Annotated in this window: 17 protein-coding genes and 1 riboswitch; of the genes, 4 read left to right on the plus strand and 13 right to left on the minus strand. The window is 37.7% G+C overall.

Annotated features, from left to right (window positions below):
- Positions 1-83: 83 nt before the first annotated feature.
- The 4 genes from splB to AC2YJL_RS13165 form a co-directional block, all read right to left on the minus strand.
- Complete coding sequence (gene splB, locus AC2YJL_RS13150; protein WP_025752275.1) at positions 84-1,112, minus strand: spore photoproduct lyase; 1,029 nt, start codon at positions 1,110-1,112, stop codon at positions 84-86.
- Between the two features lie 77 nt (positions 1,113-1,189).
- Positions 1,190-1,372 (minus strand): hypothetical protein, encoded by a 183-nt coding sequence (locus AC2YJL_RS13155; RefSeq protein WP_230932820.1) that lies wholly within the window; start codon positions 1,370-1,372, stop codon positions 1,190-1,192.
- A gap of 163 nt (positions 1,373-1,535) precedes the next feature.
- Positions 1,536-1,787, minus strand: a complete 252-nt coding sequence (locus AC2YJL_RS13160) for a transcriptional regulator SplA domain-containing protein (protein WP_195694080.1) — start codon at positions 1,785-1,787, stop codon at positions 1,536-1,538.
- 82 nt (positions 1,788-1,869) lie between these two features.
- On the minus strand, positions 1,870-2,829 hold the full coding sequence (locus AC2YJL_RS13165) for a LacI family DNA-binding transcriptional regulator (RefSeq protein WP_251568043.1): 960 nt from the start codon (positions 2,827-2,829) through the stop codon (positions 1,870-1,872).
- 124 nt (positions 2,830-2,953) lie between these two features.
- Here AC2YJL_RS13165 and AC2YJL_RS13170 point away from each other — a divergent pair, with 124 nt between their 5' ends.
- A complete protein-coding gene (locus AC2YJL_RS13170) occupies positions 2,954-3,082 on the plus strand; it encodes a hypothetical protein (RefSeq protein ID WP_013083044.1) in 129 nt (42 codons plus the stop codon).
- Between the two features lie 39 nt (positions 3,083-3,121).
- Here AC2YJL_RS13170 and AC2YJL_RS13175 read toward each other — a convergent pair whose 3' ends face one another.
- The 3 genes from AC2YJL_RS13175 to AC2YJL_RS13185 form a co-directional block, all read right to left on the minus strand.
- Positions 3,122-4,432, minus strand: a complete 1,311-nt coding sequence (locus tag AC2YJL_RS13175; RefSeq protein ID WP_016764004.1) for a Na+/H+ antiporter NhaC family protein — start codon at positions 4,430-4,432, stop codon at positions 3,122-3,124.
- Between the two features lie 85 nt (positions 4,433-4,517).
- Positions 4,518-4,624, minus strand: a riboswitch (SAM riboswitch).
- A 101-nt stretch (positions 4,625-4,725) separates the two neighbouring features.
- Positions 4,726-5,493, minus strand: coding sequence for an ABC transporter permease (locus tag AC2YJL_RS13180; RefSeq protein WP_369360544.1), 768 nt, complete (start codon positions 5,491-5,493; stop codon positions 4,726-4,728).
- Positions 5,486-6,397 carry an ABC transporter ATP-binding protein gene (locus tag AC2YJL_RS13185; protein WP_369360925.1) on the minus strand — a complete coding sequence of 304 codons (912 nt, stop codon included), beginning with the start codon at positions 6,395-6,397 and terminating at the stop codon, positions 5,486-5,488. The genes AC2YJL_RS13180 and AC2YJL_RS13185 overlap by 8 nt, the downstream gene beginning before the upstream one ends.
- A gap of 170 nt (positions 6,398-6,567) precedes the next feature.
- Here AC2YJL_RS13185 and AC2YJL_RS13190 point away from each other — a divergent pair, with 170 nt between their 5' ends.
- Positions 6,568-7,008, plus strand: a complete 441-nt coding sequence (locus tag AC2YJL_RS13190; RefSeq protein WP_025752263.1) for a YtoQ family protein — start codon at positions 6,568-6,570, stop codon at positions 7,006-7,008.
- A gap of 162 nt (positions 7,009-7,170) precedes the next feature.
- Here the strand turns inward: AC2YJL_RS13190 and AC2YJL_RS13195 are convergent, their stop codons facing one another.
- The 3 genes from AC2YJL_RS13195 to AC2YJL_RS13205 are packed head-to-tail and all read right to left on the minus strand — an operon-like array spanning position 7,171 to position 11,077.
- Positions 7,171-8,382 carry a Ger(x)C family spore germination protein gene (locus AC2YJL_RS13195; RefSeq protein ID WP_195694086.1) on the minus strand — a complete coding sequence of 404 codons (1,212 nt, stop codon included), beginning with the start codon at positions 8,380-8,382 and terminating at the stop codon, positions 7,171-7,173.
- Entirely contained in the window at positions 8,366-9,493 is a 1,128-nt protein-coding gene (locus AC2YJL_RS13200) for a spore germination protein (protein WP_251568041.1), read from the minus strand. Before AC2YJL_RS13200 ends, AC2YJL_RS13195 begins: the two co-directional genes overlap by 17 nt.
- A 6-nt stretch (positions 9,494-9,499) precedes the next feature.
- Positions 9,500-11,077: a spore germination protein gene (locus tag AC2YJL_RS13205; protein WP_251568040.1), complete on the minus strand. Its 1,578-nt coding sequence runs from the start codon at positions 11,075-11,077 to the stop codon at positions 9,500-9,502.
- A gap of 505 nt (positions 11,078-11,582) precedes the next feature.
- On the opposite strand from AC2YJL_RS13205, the gene AC2YJL_RS13210 reads away from it, so the two are divergent.
- Positions 11,583-13,202: an ABC-F family ATP-binding cassette domain-containing protein gene (locus tag AC2YJL_RS13210; RefSeq protein ID WP_050688769.1), complete on the plus strand. Its 1,620-nt coding sequence runs from the start codon at positions 11,583-11,585 to the stop codon at positions 13,200-13,202.
- Between the two features lie 36 nt (positions 13,203-13,238).
- On the opposite strand, the gene AC2YJL_RS13215 is transcribed toward AC2YJL_RS13210, so the two are convergent.
- From AC2YJL_RS13215 to AC2YJL_RS13225, 3 genes are all read right to left on the minus strand, one after another.
- On the minus strand, positions 13,239-14,123 hold the full coding sequence (locus AC2YJL_RS13215) for a DMT family transporter (RefSeq protein WP_230932558.1): 885 nt from the start codon (positions 14,121-14,123) through the stop codon (positions 13,239-13,241).
- Between the two features lie 64 nt (positions 14,124-14,187).
- On the minus strand, positions 14,188-14,904 hold the full coding sequence (locus AC2YJL_RS13220) for a helix-turn-helix transcriptional regulator (protein ID WP_195694094.1): 717 nt from the start codon (positions 14,902-14,904) through the stop codon (positions 14,188-14,190).
- Between the two features lie 27 nt (positions 14,905-14,931).
- On the minus strand, positions 14,932-15,561 hold the full coding sequence (locus AC2YJL_RS13225) for an alpha/beta family hydrolase (protein WP_487374778.1): 630 nt from the start codon (positions 15,559-15,561) through the stop codon (positions 14,932-14,934).
- Positions 15,562-15,913: 352 nt separating this feature from the next.
- Here AC2YJL_RS13225 and AC2YJL_RS13230 point away from each other — a divergent pair, with 352 nt between their 5' ends.
- A complete protein-coding gene (locus AC2YJL_RS13230; RefSeq protein ID WP_251568039.1) occupies positions 15,914-16,552 on the plus strand; it encodes a hypothetical protein in 639 nt (212 codons plus the stop codon).
- Positions 16,553-16,872: the final 320 nt, after the last annotated feature.

Here is a 16,872-nt window from a genome sequence, read left to right on the forward strand (position 1 = left end):
AAGCAATTTATTTTTTTACATTAAAAATTGAAAAGTTATTTTGACTAAGGCGTCAGAATAACTTTTCAATTACTGTAGAATAATTACGTAAAATATTCGATTTTTGCATTTGGAAAATACTGATCAATGTAATATTCTAATGTTTCTCTTAATTCTTGTTCTTCATCTTTTGCGTATACATACTTTCCAATTCCGTAACGCCCCCATTTGTAGCGGCGCTCCTCTTCATTCATCTCAAGCTTTGTTTTTGGATAATTTTTCTCAATTACCCGCTTGGCCGGCTTGGTAAAACGATGTTGAATCATTTCAAACGTAATATCGTCTCTTGATTCCTCAGGTATAGAGGCATCTAGCTTTTCAAATAACTGACGGTATCCCTCTTGCCAACCTTCATGAATGTAAATAGGCGCCACAATAAAGCCAAGTGGATATCCAGCTTTTGCAACTTTATTAGCAGCTTCAATCCGGTAATCAAGAGGAGATGTACCAGGTTCAAAGTTTTTTATAACATAATCTGCATTTATGCTAAAGCGAAAGCGCGTGCGACCATTATGTTTAGCATCCAATAAATGATCCACGTGATGAAATTTAGTTACAAAGCGCAGTTGACCTAGTTCACTTTCCCCAAAATATTCAATCGCGCGCTTTAATGAATGTGTTAAATGGTCAATTCCTACGATATCAGATGTACAAGCCGCTTCAAATCGCGTTATTTGAGGGGCTCTTTCCTGCATATATTGCTCTGCTTGACCTAATATTTCTTCAACATTCACGTACGTGCGAATATATGGTTTGCTTCCCATTGTTGTCTGCAAATAACAATAGTGACAGTGCCCCATACACCCTGTTGCAAACGGTATTGCATATTCAGCTGACGGTTTAGATGTATCAAATTTCAATGTTTTACGCACGCCAACTACTAAAGTCGACTTGGCATTGCGGTATTTTTGCAAATCATTTTTTCCCGGTATATTACGCACTTGATTATGAGAAGTTGTTTGACGAATCTCAATTCCCATCTTCTCAAATTTTTCTTTTAATTGAACACCAAGCGGATACTCCATTGCCCCTGGCTCAATATATACTAATTGAGGTACAAAAGGTTTTATCATCATGTACACTTCCTTTTTTCTAATACTAATAGCGTTTGAAAAATAAAAAGACTCTATCCTTGGTAATTAATTATTTTTCACACAAAAAGAGATGGGAACATACTGAAATGAACCCAATCTAAAAACGAACAATAGGGATACATGAGCCGAACTGCTTGTTCCATCGCTATTGATTTCCGTGCAAGGCTTCGCTTTCCGCGGGCGGCTGATGAGCCTCCTCGTCGCTTACGCTCCTGCGGGGTCTCATCTATTCCGCTTATCCCGCAGGAGTCTCCGCCTTGCTATCCAATCAACCACTAGAAACACCTACATACATGAAACTTCCGCTCACCATGATCATAAAAAAACACGAACTATTCATCCATTTTTGATAGATAGTTCGTGTTCACCTTTAACTACACTATTTTTGTCTTAGCCTCTGCATCAGTCATATTGTTCATAATCAAATATCTTATTATACATTTTTTCAGCTTCTTCATACGTTGAATACACGGCATCATCTTCAGCTAACAAATGATAAGACTCATGTAAAAACAGCGCTTTTTCACCTTTGTTTTCAGGATGTTCAACAATTTCAGCCTGATTAATATTCGCAACGTTTGCCGTATGAGGATTTCGGTAAATAACAAATACTTGATCTCCCACTTGATATTCTTTTTTCTCCACGGTCATCATCCTTTTCTTCTTTCTTTACTCGTATGATGTCCGCTTTTGCTCATTTTATCCGGTAAAAACAACTCATGGCATCATCAAGAATTCATACGCTTTTACGCTCAATAAACCGAAAAGGGAGCTCAATTTTCTGAGGAGCCTTGCTTCCCACTAATGTAAAAAGCGTTTCTCCCATTTCTTTAAGAGGAAGTTCGATCGTTGTTATTTGTAAATAAGAAGAAAGCGGATGATTATCAAAACCAATGATAGCTAATTCACCAGGAACTGAAATACCTGCTTGTTCGCACTGAGCTTTTATTCCGATAGCTACTTGATCGTTTGTTACTAAAAGCGCCTGAGGCCGATTTTTCATCTGCACTAGTTTTTCAACCACTTTTTCACCATCTGTCACGTTCAAACAGCCTTGAAAAACCCATTCCGGATGATAAGGCTGATTTATTCTTTCTACATATTCTTTGTATGCTTGTTGCCGCTGCAGGCTATTTGTACCTGTCATTCTTCCAATACAGTAGCCAATATCCGTATATCCTTTTTCTTTTAAATACAGGAGCGCCTGCTTAAAAGCTGCATAATGATCAACGTATACGGAGCGAATAGAACGATTCTGTACGTTTTCGCACACGGCTATCGGTCCGTACTGCTGATAATATTCAATCGTGCTCCAGCTGCTTGCTCTAGAACAAATAATCACTCCATCAACTTGCTTTGTTTTCAGCATATGAAGCGCTTCTTCTTCTTTTTTTACATCATAGTTCGTCTGACAAATAACAAGCTGATACTGCTTTTCTAACGCTTGAGAGGCGACTCCTTCTAAAAGCAAGCTGAAATACGGATGATTAATAAAAGGCAAGACGACGGCAATCATATTTGTTTTCCCTTTTGATAAGTGAACGGCATTAATGTTTTGTTCATAATTAAGTTCGTGAATAACCTGCTCTACCAGCCGGCGTTTTTCTTCTTTTACATACGGATGATGATTTAGCACCCGTGATACGGTCGAGACAGATACACCAGCTTTTTTTGCGATATCTCGGATATTTGTCATGTTTTCACCTTTTTCTCTTGCGCTGAAACGCGTTTCATACTTTATTCTCATTATAAAGTGAAACAGCAAGAAGCTAAACCCGTTACCATCGTGTTTTTATTCATTTACGTAAGGAGGCCATTTCATGGGTATTTTATTATTCATTTTATTATGCGGAATTGAAATTGGAGGAGCGGCTTATGCACTTAAACAGAACGAGACGCTTTGGAAGGAGTTAGATGATGAAAAGCCGACTGATTTTTTTAAACAGTAAAAAACCCTTAAAAAGAACATTCTTTTTAAGGGTTTGATATTACGCAGCTTCTTTAGATGACTTTGACTTTTTATTTAAACGAGGAAATCCAATTACAATTGCAATGATCCCGCAAACCGCTGTTAACATTGGGTAGAATGTAAATGGAATAATCTCAATCGGTGAAACTTTAGCAAATCCTGCTGCGAGAAGCATTTGTGCGCCGTAAGGGATAAGCCCTTGAACGCTGCATGAAAACAAGTCAAGCAGACTGGCTGATTTACGATTATCAATTGAATATTTATCAGAGATTTCTTTTGCTAACGGACCTGCTGTAATAATTGAAATCGTGTTATTAGCCGTCGCTAAATTAGTTAAACTTACCAGTCCAGCGATGCTGAATTCGCCGCCTTTTTTTGTTTGAATGCGTCGTGTTAATAAATTCAATAAGAACTGAATACCGCCGTTATAGCGAATAAGCTCAACCATTCCGCCGATTAGCAGAGATAAAATAATTAACTCTGACATTCCGCCAATACCTTCTGTCACAGTTTTAGCAAGAGAAGAAAGCGTGTAGCTTCCGTCAGCTAATCCAATCACGCCGGCTAATACAATTCCTCCGGTTAAAATGCTTAATACGTTTGCACCAAATATGGCAGCAACGAGTACGCCGACATAAGGCAAGATTTTAAACCAGCTAAAATCTTTAATTTCTACTGATGACGTATTGCCTAGCGTCATTACAAGCAATAAAATTACCGTAACAATCGCTGCAGGAAGGACAATAAAAAAGTTTACTTTTAATTTATCTGACATATTTGTTTTTTGCGTACGAACTGCTGCAATGGTCGTATCAGAGATTACGGATAAATTATCTCCAAACATGGCACCACCAACAACGGCAGCAATTGCTAATGTAATGGATACATGCGCTTGCTCACTGATTCCTACAGCAATAGGTCCTAGCGCAGCGATTGTTCCCATTGACGTTCCCATCGAAATTGAAATGAATGCGCCAATAACAAAGATTCCGACTACCACTAAGCTTTGCGGAAGCACAGACAGAGCTAAGTTTACAGTTGAATCAACAGCTCCCATGCCTTTAGCAACTTGAGAAAAAGCACCTGCTAAAATAAAAATAAGCACCATAATAATGATATCAGGATGCCCTGCTCCTTTAGCAAAACGTTCCACTTTTACATTAAGTGAATCTTTGCGGTTCATAGCCAGCGCTACAATAGCTGCAATGATAATGGCTACTAATACAGGCAGCTTATAAAAATCTCCCGTTATAATTCCTGATCCGACAAACAGGACTAAAAAGACGCCCAGCGGCAACAGCGCCCAGCCGTTTCCTTTTTGTTGTTCCATTCTTAACACCTCTTGTTTACGTAATAAAAAAAGACCTCTTCTTATTGATAAGAAGAGGTCTCTTATTTGTATCATAAGATTACCCTTCTCATCTTCCAAACGAAACATCGTCTGCTGGATTTGGCACCGCACTGCGTACAGCCAGTTGCCGAGACATCATAGGGCCAGTCCCTCCGTCTCTCTTGATAAGAAGTTTATAGTTGTTTTAAAAATAGTCTTTCACTACTGTAATCTCTTTTTATTTAATTGTCAAATGCTATTTTAGAAAAATGTATAGTGCGAAAATTCTCACATCAGTTAGCTACGTCACGTTTTAAAAACGCTGCCCATGCCACGCCCATAAAGAAGACAAAATGCGCGACCAAGATGAAAATTGAAAATGGAATTGTCATGCTGTCAAACGTCGTCTTCATTCCGTCCATATACTGAAGAAAGTCCGTGTTGGCAAATAATAGAAATTTACCCCACCATAAACCTAGCTCTGATACTAGTGCAGTTACCGCTTTAGCCCCGATACTTACGACAATAGCTAGACTTGAAGCAAGCGCGCTGTTTCTAAATAAAGACGACAGCATGAATGCAAACGTCATCATCATAAACGTTTCCATATACGCGCTGTCATAGGTAAGCGTAATATGTTTAAGCAGCTGCGCATCTCCTTCTAGACTGGCAAATCCAAAGAACAATGCTCCCCATACAAACGAAAAAAGCAAATAGCTCAGCAAATAATACAAGCTAATTAAAATGAGCGTTATGTACTTCGATGCTAAAATCGTTGAACGTCTAGCCGGACGAATTAACAGAAGCTTAATGGTACCTGCTTCAAACTCTTTTGCAACCATTGACCCTCCAACAGCAAGCGCGAAAAATTGAACAAGAATGAGCATACCTGAACTAAATGACAGGAAGTTCAAAATGTTGTCTTCCGTTCCTGCACTGTTTGACACTTTCTTTATTAAAAGAGCCATACAAAGAGTTAAAATGCCGATTGTGATAAACGTGATTTTTGTACTTCTTTTGTGAAACCATTTCATATGTTCATTTTGAATTAGCTTAAGCATGGTGCTCTCCTTCCGTAACGGACATAAACGAATCTTCAAGCGTCTCATAAACAGGTGTAATTCGGTAGACTAAAATACCGCTATCTACTAATTTTCTATTTACAGCTGGAATTTGCTCTTTTACAATCGCCACGTCGATAATATCTGATCTCATCGTTATTTCAAATTCTTGTGATAAAAGATCCGCTGCTTTTTGCGCGTCAGACACTTCAAATTCTACGTGCATTCCTTGATCTTGACGATTTGGAGATAGATCTTGAACGGCTTTTAACTCACCGTCTTGAATGATACCAACGCGGTCACATAGTGCTTCTACTTCTTTTAATAAGTGGCTCGCGATTAAGATTGAAATTCCTTCTTCCCTGCAAAGCGTTTGTAAATATGTACGAAACTCTCTCATTCCCGCTGGGTCTAGACCATTTGTTGGTTCGTCTAGTAAAAGCAATGCAGGCTTATGTAAAATAGCTTGAGCTACTCCTAAACGCTGTCTCATCCCAAGAGAATACGTCTTCACTTTTGCATGAATGCTGTTTTCAAGCTTTACTAAAGCAATCACTTCATCCAAGCGTTCTGATGTGATTCCTTCATGCATATTCGCAAAGTGTTTTAAATTTTGATAGCCCGTCAGATAATCATAAAACTCAGGGTTCTCAATAATCGCGCCAATTGATTTCATTGCTGATGTAAACTGTTCCTTTAAAGGAAAGCCGTTAACGGTAATCGTTCCCTCTGTTTCTTTAATGAGTCCTACGATGGTACGAATTAGCGTTGTTTTTCCAGAACCGTTCGGACCAAGCAATCCGAAAATCTCACCGCGCTCAACCGATAAGGATACATCATGCAAAATGGTTTTCTTCCCAATTACTTTACTGACATGATCTACTTGTAGCACTGTTTCTGTCATCATGTACATCCTTTCTTTAATTAGCAATACGCCTTCTATTGTTTCTCTTTTTTAACTATTTGTCTACTATAACCTTATTTTTGGAAAAGTAGCCCATTCAAATCATTCGTATTATCCGCTTACATTTGATAAAATAAAACAAATCTTAGTTAGAGGAGGACTTCTACATAATGAACTTAACCGTATACCTTGCCGGGCAAATTCACGATAACTGGCGAGACGAAATTAAAAACCAAGCAGAACAATTAAACCTTCCCCTTACCTTTGTCGGTCCCATGACAGACCATGACCGCTCCGACAACATTGGAGAAGAAATTTTAGGAAAACAGCCTAACGCTGTCTTAAAAGATGAGGCTGCTTCTCAAATTAATAATTTACGTACGCAGGTGCTCCTTAAAAAATCTGATGTGGTTATTGCTTTATTTGGCGAAAAATACAAGCAGTGGAACAGCGCAATGGATGCGGCGACAGCCATCGCATTAGATAAACCGCTAATTTTGGTTCGCCCTGAAAAACTGCACCACCCGCTTAAAGAACTGTCAAACAAAGCGCAAGTTGTAGTCGAAACGCCAGAACAGGCTCTTCAAGCATTAGCTTATATTTTTGAATAACAACAAATAAGAGCTGTCGAAAACCGACAGCTCTTATTTGTTGTTTCTTAAAGACTCTGTACGAAGCATACGATGAGTATTTCGTGGAAAGTTCCGAGATTATTATTTTTTTGGTTTTTTTTCATTTTTGACATAAAGATCAGCAATGTTACAGTCGGGTGCTTACTTTTTTGACCCGGATGCTCCATAATCTTTAATCGTTAACTTCACATCATAGTTAATTGGCACTTCACTAAATGTTTGATCCCAATTGTCTTTAACCCTCATCCATACTCCGGGCCTCTTAATTCTCAATTGATTTCCGAAACCTGCAACATCAACTTTATATTTTGTTTGCATTTTTTCTAGTACGTTTTTTACCAGGTTCTTTACTTTTTTTTCTGAAGTTTTTTGCGCGTTCTGTAAAAATTGATTGTTAAAAGAGCTCCCTGAGGTCATCCAACTTTCAGATAGCCTTCCCACTGATTCAATGTGTACATCAAAAGAGATATTATTTCCTTTAACATGAGGTTGAATGTGACTTTTCATAGACTCTATTTCATATACAATCAGCTGACCGGTCTTTTTATCAAAGCTTTTTACTAGGCCGCCTTTTCCTTTGCCTGTGATCCAAGCCAAACCATCTAGTTCTTCTTCATTCAAAAAACCAATCATTTTGCTTGTTTTCCCTTTAATTATACCAGCACCTGCAAATTTGATTTCTCCATTTGCTGATAATACATTTTGCAGCAGAAAACTAGACCCAGTTTGAATCTTGCTTGCTAATTTAATAAGCGGCATGGGCGGTAAAATTCGCGTTGTTCGATACGTATTGTCTATCATTCCATACAGGTGAAAAGCCGGGATCTCTCCTGCTGTTTTTGATTCTAACGTGTCGCTAGCTCTTCCTTTGCTAATAAACACAAGGCAACTAGGTCTAAAATCATTGTCCCGAAGAGTTTGGTTCACTAATTGCTCTAAACTATACGCTCGTGCAAGGGCCTCACTGATAACCATTACTTTCATATGAGGACTAGTTAAAGGAGTGTCACTTCTTAAAGATAATTCACGAAGCATTTGAAAAGGAGAATCTCCTGTTTCCGAGATATTTACATAAGATTTCTGCTGGGGTCCTCCTTGTTTAGTGGTTGAACTTGCGACTTGAGGAGTGATAAGTTGATAAGTTGACGTAATCAGGTTCTTTTTAGTATACCCTTCTCCTTGTTCATCAAATTCTTTTTCAGCTATGGACTCCTTACCTTTATCATAGGCTACACCCACTCCAAAACTTTGCTCTTCAATTTCATGACTACTCCAGCAGCCTGCCAGAGGAAAGAGCAAAAAAACAGAAAACAAAACCAATAGGAACTGGAAATGGTTAAAGGTTTGTTTCATATTTTACTCCCTTTACTTTTGAAATAATGAGAAGAAGCAGCGGCAAAAAGCCAAATAGAACTAAGGCGATATTGCCAATCATATCTCCCAATTTGAATACATCATTAATATTTTTGGGAATCATGGAAATAAGATATATAACCGGAAGCAAACCATACATAAATGGATGAATGTTTTTTTGGAAAAGCTGAGACAGTCCTAATGAAGCGGCGTAATGGTTAATAGTAAAAGAAGCAAACATCTGCATGATCCATACAACTAGCAGCAAGGAATCAAATCGTTCAAAAATCAAGCCTGTCAGCTCAAAACTCCTTATTAAATCAAGCGTTGGCCATGTTCTTATTACTACTCCATCAATCGATAACGCTCCGATCACCATTACAACAGTAATCACATAAATAAATATAGGAATAGTAATTCCAACTAGTACAGCTTTTCCTGCTTTGTGAGGTTCTTTCATAAAAGCTAAAATGATTAACATAATTTCAGGACCCGTGAATGCAAGAGCAGTTGTTTTTACCCCTTTTAGTACAGGAAGGACTCCTGATCCAAGTACGGGGCGCAGATTATCTATTTCAAATATTTTCATACTCATGAAAGCTACCAGTAAAAAAAGAATAACGGTAATAGGGAATATAATTTCAAACAGTCGAGCAATCGGATTAATGCCCCCTCTAATTAAATAGAGGCTTATCCACATAAATGGCATAATAATAGCCCACGTCGGCGTTCCTTCCAGCAAGAGATATCCGGTTACTTCTGCCAATGAACGGGCGTGAAAACCACCAAGCAGTAAAAAATAACCTATCATAAGTAAGCTAATTAACTTACTCAACCATTTCCCTGTAATTTCTTTACTGTATTGATAAAACGTCTTTCCAGGAAATTTTCGGCTTAACTTCACCATGATTATCGCTGCTATCATCGTGACTATTCCTCCTAGAATAACAGTTAACCACACATCTGGTGTTTTCACTTGTTCCGCAGCTGTTCGAGGCAACGTCAGAATACCAGTTCCAAGTATAAAATTGATGACAATAATAGCTGTTTGTGGCGTCGTAATACGATCGTTTGAATTTATCATTACCTCTGATTCACTTCCTTTTATCATAAGCTGCTATCCTTTTCGTAGAGAATCTTTGGTGTGCATCATCTTTGGACGTCTTTTCATCATCATAAGAGGCATACGGACCATCAAGTCTTTCCATTCACTTAAACGATAGGGTACCGCTGGACTCATGTAAGATACGCCAAAACTTTTTAGTTTTACCAAATGACTGGTCATAAAAAGGAAAAATAAAACGACGCCGTATAATCCAAGTACGGCAGCACATAGCATAGCTATGAAGCGAAGAATACGCAATGAAATCCCGACGCTATATTGCGGAATAGCAAACGATGAAATGGCAGTTAACGCCACAATAATCACTAAAATAGGGCTAACAATTCCTGCCTGCACAGCAGCTTCTCCAATAATTAATCCACCGACAATTCCCATTGCTGGACCAATTGGTTTTGGTAACCTGAGTCCAGCTTCTCTCAAGATTTCGATAGCTATTTCCATGAATAAGGCTTCTATAAGGGCTGGAAATGGCACTCCAGACTTTGTTCCTATAATGGAAATAGCCAATTTAGTCGGAATCATCCCTGGGTGAAACGAAATAAAAGCAATATACAAGGCTGGTGTAAAAAGAGAAAGAACTACTGCGATATAACGAAGAAAACGAATGAATGTACCGGGAATCCACCTTTCATAATAATCTTCCGGCGACTGTAGCATCATGCTAAACGTAACGGGGGCAATCAAAGCAAAAGGCGTCCCGTCTAATAAAATGGCTACTCTCCCTTCCATCAAAGCAGCAATTACACGATCCGGACGCTCCGTATTCTGCACCTGAGGAAATAGGCTAAGGTAATTATCTTCAATGAGTTGTTCCACATATCCTGACTCAGGTACATTATCAAGATCAATTTTTTTAATTCGTTTTTCTACTTCTTCAACTAGTTCTGGATCAACAATCTCCTTTATGTAAGCAACAACTAAGTCTTTTTTGGAACGCTTTCCTACTTGAAATTTCACCAGCGACAAATTTTCAATGTCTCCGCTTCCTCTTAATAAAGAAGTATTATCACTTAAAGATTCAGTGAAGCCTACTCTTGGCCCTCTCACTAATGCTTCTGATACGGGCTCTTCAATCGTTCTTGTTTTTACTTTGCTTGTACCAAGAATTAAAGCAGATGATAACCCGTCAATTAAAAGCGCCGTAGATCCTGTTAAGACTTTTGATGTTACTTCTTTAATAGAATGAACCTCTTCTACATCACTAATTGATAATACTTGGCTTTTAATAAAATGTTTTGAAAGGCTTTCCTTTACGTAAAGCTGATCCTGTTGGTATTCTTTTGAAAAATCAGCCATCAATGATGACAAAATATGTTTTTCAATAAGATCTTTATCTGATAGCCCCTCTACAAAAATAATAGCTGCCTGAATGCCTGTGCGTCCTATAATAAACTCCCGAAAATGAACGTCGGAGTTATGACCAATTTCATTTTTAACTGCTTTTAGAGTTAAAGCTAAATGATCCGTAATAGGATTAGATGAATTTTGAAGTGTAAATTCCTGTTTGTTTTCCTTTTCATTCGCATGGCTTCCTATTTTTTTTATCGTTGATCTCCATTTTTTCACTTTCATCACTCTTCCTCTGAATTACGAACCCCGCTTACTAATTTGTAGATTATATACGGGATGAAAAAAACCAGAACTGCTTGTATAAAAACTGGCCCTTCTGGAAGATAGGAAACAATTAATTTCCACATGATAATCACCCTATTTATGTCTTTAACAAACAAATTTTAGAAATAAGCAACCGCAAAATATCAGTGTTTACTTCATATAAATTCTTTTATTTACCAGGTAGTATTATTCTTCTTTTTGTTTCTTATACAAAGGAATACAACATCCATCTTAAAAATGAAAAACAGCTGATTACTGAAGGATTAAACATGCTGGTTTGCTGTTCAAAGTTTTGGTGAATGCTAGAATAATCAAGTTTCACCGCTCAAAAAATCCCTTAAATGGTTGACGAGTGCTTAAAGTGTCGGTTACACTTTATGTTTGAAATATTGTATTCATATCGCTCTTATATAAAAAGAATGGTATAATTTTATAGATATTGAATTTGGAGGACTGCTCATACATGATTACAGTTAGTAATGTAAGTTTACGATTTGGCGACCGAAAGTTATTTGAAGATGTGAATATTAAATTCACGCCTGGTAACTGTTATGGATTAATCGGCGCAAACGGTGCTGGAAAATCAACGTTTTTAAAAATTTTATCTGGTGAAATTGAATCTCAAACTGGTGATGTACATATGGGCCCTGGCGAACGCCTTGCTGTCTTAAAACAGAACCACTTCGAATATGAAGATCAAGAAGTTATGAAAACCGTTATTATGGGGCACGCTCGCCTTTATGAAGTAATGCAAGAAAAAGATGCTATTTATATGAAAGCAGACTTCACAGATGAAGACGGAATGAAAGCAGCTGAGCTTGAAGGTGAATTTGCTGAATTAAACGGTTGGGAAGCAGAATCAGAAGCAGCTATTCTTTTAAAAGGATTAGGTATTTCTGAAGATCTTCACGCAAAAAAAATGGCTGAACTAACAGGTAGTGAAAAAGTAAAAGTGCTTCTTGCACAAGCTTTATTCGGAAAACCTGATGTATTACTTTTAGATGAGCCTACGAATAACTTGGATATTCAAGCTATTCAATGGCTAGAAGAGTTCTTAATTAACTTTGAAAACACAGTCATCGTTGTATCGCATGACCGCCACTTCTTAAACAAAGTATGTACGCACATTGCTGACCTTGACTTCAGTAAAATCCAAGTCTACGTTGGTAACTATGACTTCTGGTATGAATCAAGTCAATTAGCACAAAAAATGGCGTCAGATGCGAACAAGAAAAAAGAAGAAAAAATTAAAGAGCTTCAAGCCTTTATCGCTCGCTTTAGCGCAAATGCATCGAAATCAAAACAAGCAACGTCTCGTAAAAAATTGCTTGATAAAATTTCATTAGATGACATCCGCCCTTCTTCTCGTCGCTATCCGTACGTGAATTTCACACCGGAACGTGAGATTGGAAATGACGTACTTCGCGTTGAAGGTCTAACAAAAACAATTGACGGCGTAAAAGTGCTTGATAACGTAAGCTTTATTATGAATAAAGATGACAAAATCGCTCTTGTGGGCCGCAACGAACTTGCAAATTCAACATTAATGAAGATTTTAATGGGTGAAATGGAAGCAGACAGCGGTACGTACAAATGGGGTGTGACAACGTCTCAAGCCTTTTTCCCAAAAGACAACTCCGAGTACTTTGAAAACGGAGATTTAAATTTAGTAGACTGGCTGCGTCAGTATTCACCTAATGACCAAAGCGAAAGCTTCTTACGCGGTTTCTTAGGCAGAATGCTATTCTCTGGTGAAGAAGTGTTGAAAAAAGCCAACGTTCTTTCCGGAGGAGAAAAAGTTCGCTGTATGCTTTCTAAAATGATGCTAAGCGGTTCAAACGTTCTTTTACTAGACGATCCTACGAATCACCTTGACTTAGAATCAATCACAGCACTAAACAATGGACTTATCAGCTACAAAGGTTCAATGATTTTCACATCTCATGACCATCAGTTCGTTGAAACGATTGCGAATCGTGTAATTGAAATTACGCCAAACGGAGTAGTTGACAAGCAAATGACGTACGATGAGTATTTAGAAGACAGCAACCTGCAAAAACAAGTAGCTAGCATGTACGCTTAATAAGAAATCCCCTTTCTCTAGAGAAAGGGGATTTTTTTATATACGCACCTCTTGATTTAGCGATGATTTCGGAGAATAGGTTAAAAACGCTAAGCTAGCAAACACTAGTGCTGCTCCGCATATGTTCACCAAAGTTAGAGATTCTCCTAAGAAAAAGACGCCGAGTAAAAAAGCGGTAACGGGCTCTGCTAACGATAACGTCACGGCGGTAGACGCATGCACCGACTTGAGCGCTGTAGAAAATAATACATAAGCAAGAGCCGTCGTAAGTATTCCTAAGTGAAGAGCTATGCCTATTCCATTTAAAGAAACTAGCCAGCTCATATCGTACATAAACCAGCATGGTATCAGTAAAACAGCTGCGGCTGTGAACACAAGAGAAGCGCCTACTTGCGGATCAACATGCTGAACAATTTTTTTATTAACAGTTGTATAGCAAGCAAAAGATGCCCCTGCTCCTATCGCCATACCCAAACCTATCACGTCGATTTGACTATCTTTTTTTAACAACAAGCTGCAGCACCCTATAATACCCGTAAACGTAGCAAGCAGCCATTTTTTTGTAGGTTTCTTGCGGTACACTATGTAATCTAACACTCCTGACAAAAGCGGCGCACTGCCAATTGCCACCATTGTTCCTACTGCAACACCCGTTTTGATAACGGCTGAAAAAAACAGCGGCTGATAAGCGGCCATACTTGCTGCAGCAACCGCAAGAGGCAAAATAGGAAGACGTCTTACGTCCACATTCTTTTTTTGAATAAGACAAGCTGCAAGAAGCGACAGCCCCCCCACAGCTAAACGCACGGCTCCAATCGCCACGGAATGTGCTTCAGCAGATGCTAAAGCTTGGGCGGTTCCTGTTGTTCCCCACAAAACTGCGGCACATAAAATAAGTATTTTTGATAATGAAGTATTCATCGTTTCATCTCCTTTCTTTTATCATAGCTAAAAGAAAGAAAAAAGTTTTTCCGCTTTTATGATCTTATTTGTCTGTTTTTAAGATACTTCGATATTGCGTCGGTGAGACTCCTTCTTGTTTTGCAAACCATTTAGTGAATGAAGACAAGCTGTGATAGCCGACTTCATGCGCAATATACGTTATCGAATAGCTGCTCTCTTTTAACAATTCTTTTGCTTTATTTAAACGTATACGCGCTACATAGCTTTGAGGCGAATAGCCCGTTTTTTGTTTAAACCAAGCAGAAAAATAGGCAGGATGGTAATTTTCCATCTTGGCAAGACTTTCTATGTTTAGCTCTTGATTAAAGTTAGCATGAAGATAATCAATGGATTTAAACGTTTGTTTCTTTGGCAAATAATGCTGAACGTAACGGACTAAATCTTCAAGCGCCCCTCTGTCAGTGCTTTTTTGAAGCCCATCAAGTAAAAGGTAGCGAATTGCTTTCCACGTTGAATTCCATTGAATAAACGCTGCTTGTTGAGAAAGATGCGCACTTTCTGTAAATTTCAATGGAATATCAACGACCAGACATTCATTTGTATTTTTAGCTTGATACGTATGAAGCTGACGAGGCGGAATGTAAAAGCATCCTTCTTGCAGCGTTAAGTGCTGCTCACTCGCTTGAATATCAAGAGCACCTGCTAGCGGAAACAAAAGCTGACTGTAGTTATGATCATGAGTATGAGGTGAATAGCTGTAGGCTCTTTTTTCGCAAATAATTTCACGTAGCGTATCCATTTTGTACTCCTTTCCTTATTTCCTATTTCACAGAAGCTGTTCTATGCCATTCAAAACCGTTTCAAGTGCCTTTAACGATTTCGCAGGAGTATACAAAACGTCCAATGAATGATCGGCATTTTTAATCACTTGAATATTCAATGTGTTTGTTTTTAATTGATCCACTTCTTCAGTATAATAGTGATCACGAGTTCCTATTGCAATAAGACCTTTATGAGTGCTTTCTAGTAAACTTTTAAACAGTTCCGGTCTGGTTAAAAGCGGCGTCAGTAAAAGCATCACTGCATCTTTGTAGACTTCATCTTTCATAACTCGCTGAATCAGCGGAATGGTGCCCAGCGATTTTCCTGCAAATATGATATTTTTATAGTCATTATGAGATAAAACGTCTTGCAGCACGAGATCAATGTCTTTCATCATAACATCTGCAATCTCATCTGTAGACTTTGTCATGAGCTCTTTTGGATATGTATAGTGAATATGAACAACGTCAATTCCGTGTTTTAGCATCAGCATCGTTACATAATACAATAGCGGCTTTTCGTACGTATAGCCCAGACCTGAAAACATAAAGCAAATGCGAGGCCCTCCTGTTTTAATATGTGTATAGGTAATCTTATTAGTTTGGCTGCTTACACTTTTTTGATCTACGTGCATGCCATTCCTCCTTTTTAAATATTCTAACATTTAATTCCGTAAAAAAACCCCATCTTTTTCTTAAAAAAATAAGTGGGTTTCATAATTTGTCATTAAGCTATTGTAGAGCGGTTTAATTAACTTTTATTAGGTTCTAATTTTCAAAATATATCATTATAAATTAAATTATGTGGGGCAAAAATGGGGCATCTCTTTTTGCCCTCTTCTCTTGTAGTCATTAGCACATATAAGGCTTGGAATTATAAAAACCCACGTATTCTCTTTACACAGGCATTTAATAAACTACATGTTTGTTTACTTCCATAGAAGAAAGGCAATATTAATTATAAACAAAAAAGGAGGAATAAACCATATGAATAAAAAAATGTTAACGCTATCTATTTCATTAGCTGGAGCTTTAACGGCAGGATCTCTGACGGGATGTTCCAGTCAAGATAATTCATCTCAAAATACATCTCAAAATGAAAGCAGCTCCTCTGAAAGTAAATCAAATTTACAACAGTATTCCAAAGATCCTGATAGTAAACAGGATGAGGACTTTGATTTAGTAGGTACTTTGGACAAAGAAACAAACGATGAGTTAATACTTGTCATTGATGATAAAAAGGTAAAGGTACCTAAGAGTAATTCCTTTAAGAAGGAAAAAGATACTCCTAAGACTATCGATGGAAAACAAGTAAAAGTAGAAGTTAATGCCAAAAATCAAAGTGCTGAAAACTTAGAATTAACAGCTCTAGCAAAAGCCGATTCAGACGGTATCTATGAAAAAGAATCCGATGGAGATTATAGCGTAATTGGTAAGTCAATTAGTGAAACAGACAAAGACCTAACCATAGAAGTTTCTAGTGGTAAAAAGACTTATAAAAAAGCCAAAGATTTTGAGTTAGATAACGATAATGTGTCTGGAGATAGTAAAAATAAAATTGTACGATTAGAAGTAAAAAAGAATGACGAAGTTGAAAGCCTCGAAATAGATCCAGAAGACCAGTGATAAGAAAGGTTTCAGTAACTTACTTCTTTTCATCGCTATAGATGTTTTACTTCTTTGTTAAACGGGTAAAATTCAAATGAAGATTATGTTAACTCCTTGAGTTAGCATTTTTCCCCTTTTCCAAATTATACGGTTGGATACAGACGCCCCATTCGGCGTCTTTTTTTTGTGCAAAAAGACTCTTAGCTAAAATAATTTTGTATTGTTGAGAATAAATTGTAGTAGAATAACGAAGGAAATGGAGGTGTTACTAATAAGAAATTTTTCTATATCAATTTTGATTTTAGTAGTGTTATGGACAGTTATTCTTTGTATAGAAA

The sequence above is a fragment of the Priestia sp. SRI_019 genome, assembly GCF_057586255.1.

Excerpts from the sequence above, each read along its gene's own strand:
- AC2YJL_RS13210 (WP_050688769.1), top strand. The coding sequence starts at position 11,583 with ATGATTACAGTTAGTAATGTAAGTTTACGATTTGGCGACCGAAAGTTA.
- AC2YJL_RS13175 (WP_016764004.1), bottom strand. The coding sequence starts at position 4,432 with ATGGAACAACAAAAAGGAAACGGCTGGGCGCTGTTGCCGCTGGGCGTC.
- AC2YJL_RS13205 (WP_251568040.1), bottom strand. The coding sequence starts at position 11,077 with ATGAAAGTGAAAAAATGGAGATCAACGATAAAAAAAATAGGAAGCCAT.
- AC2YJL_RS13225 (WP_487374778.1), bottom strand. The coding sequence starts at position 15,561 with ATGCACGTAGATCAAAAAAGTGTAAGCAGCCAAACTAATAAGATTACC.
- AC2YJL_RS13160 (WP_195694080.1), bottom strand. The coding sequence starts at position 1,787 with ATGATGACCGTGGAGAAAAAAGAATATCAAGTGGGAGATCAAGTATTT.
- AC2YJL_RS13220 (WP_195694094.1), bottom strand. The coding sequence starts at position 14,904 with ATGGATACGCTACGTGAAATTATTTGCGAAAAAAGAGCCTACAGCTAT.
- AC2YJL_RS13185 (WP_369360925.1), bottom strand. The coding sequence starts at position 6,397 with ATGACAGAAACAGTGCTACAAGTAGATCATGTCAGTAAAGTAATTGGG.
- AC2YJL_RS13165 (WP_251568043.1), bottom strand. The coding sequence starts at position 2,829 with ATGACAAATATCCGAGATATCGCAAAAAAAGCTGGTGTATCTGTCTCG.
- AC2YJL_RS13170 (WP_013083044.1), top strand. The coding sequence starts at position 2,954 with ATGGGTATTTTATTATTCATTTTATTATGCGGAATTGAAATTGGAGGA.
- AC2YJL_RS13200 (WP_251568041.1), bottom strand. The coding sequence starts at position 9,493 with ATGATAAAAGGAAGTGAATCAGAGGTAATGATAAATTCAAACGATCGT.
- AC2YJL_RS13215 (WP_230932558.1), bottom strand. The coding sequence starts at position 14,123 with ATGAATACTTCATTATCAAAAATACTTATTTTATGTGCCGCAGTTTTG.
- AC2YJL_RS13195 (WP_195694086.1), bottom strand. The coding sequence starts at position 8,382 with ATGAAACAAACCTTTAACCATTTCCAGTTCCTATTGGTTTTGTTTTCT.
- AC2YJL_RS13190 (WP_025752263.1), top strand. The coding sequence starts at position 6,568 with ATGAACTTAACCGTATACCTTGCCGGGCAAATTCACGATAACTGGCGA.
- AC2YJL_RS13180 (WP_369360544.1), bottom strand. The coding sequence starts at position 5,493 with ATGCTTAAGCTAATTCAAAATGAACATATGAAATGGTTTCACAAAAGA.
- AC2YJL_RS13230 (WP_251568039.1), top strand. The coding sequence starts at position 15,914 with ATGAATAAAAAAATGTTAACGCTATCTATTTCATTAGCTGGAGCTTTA.
- splB (WP_025752275.1), bottom strand. The coding sequence starts at position 1,112 with ATGATAAAACCTTTTGTACCTCAATTAGTATATATTGAGCCAGGGGCA.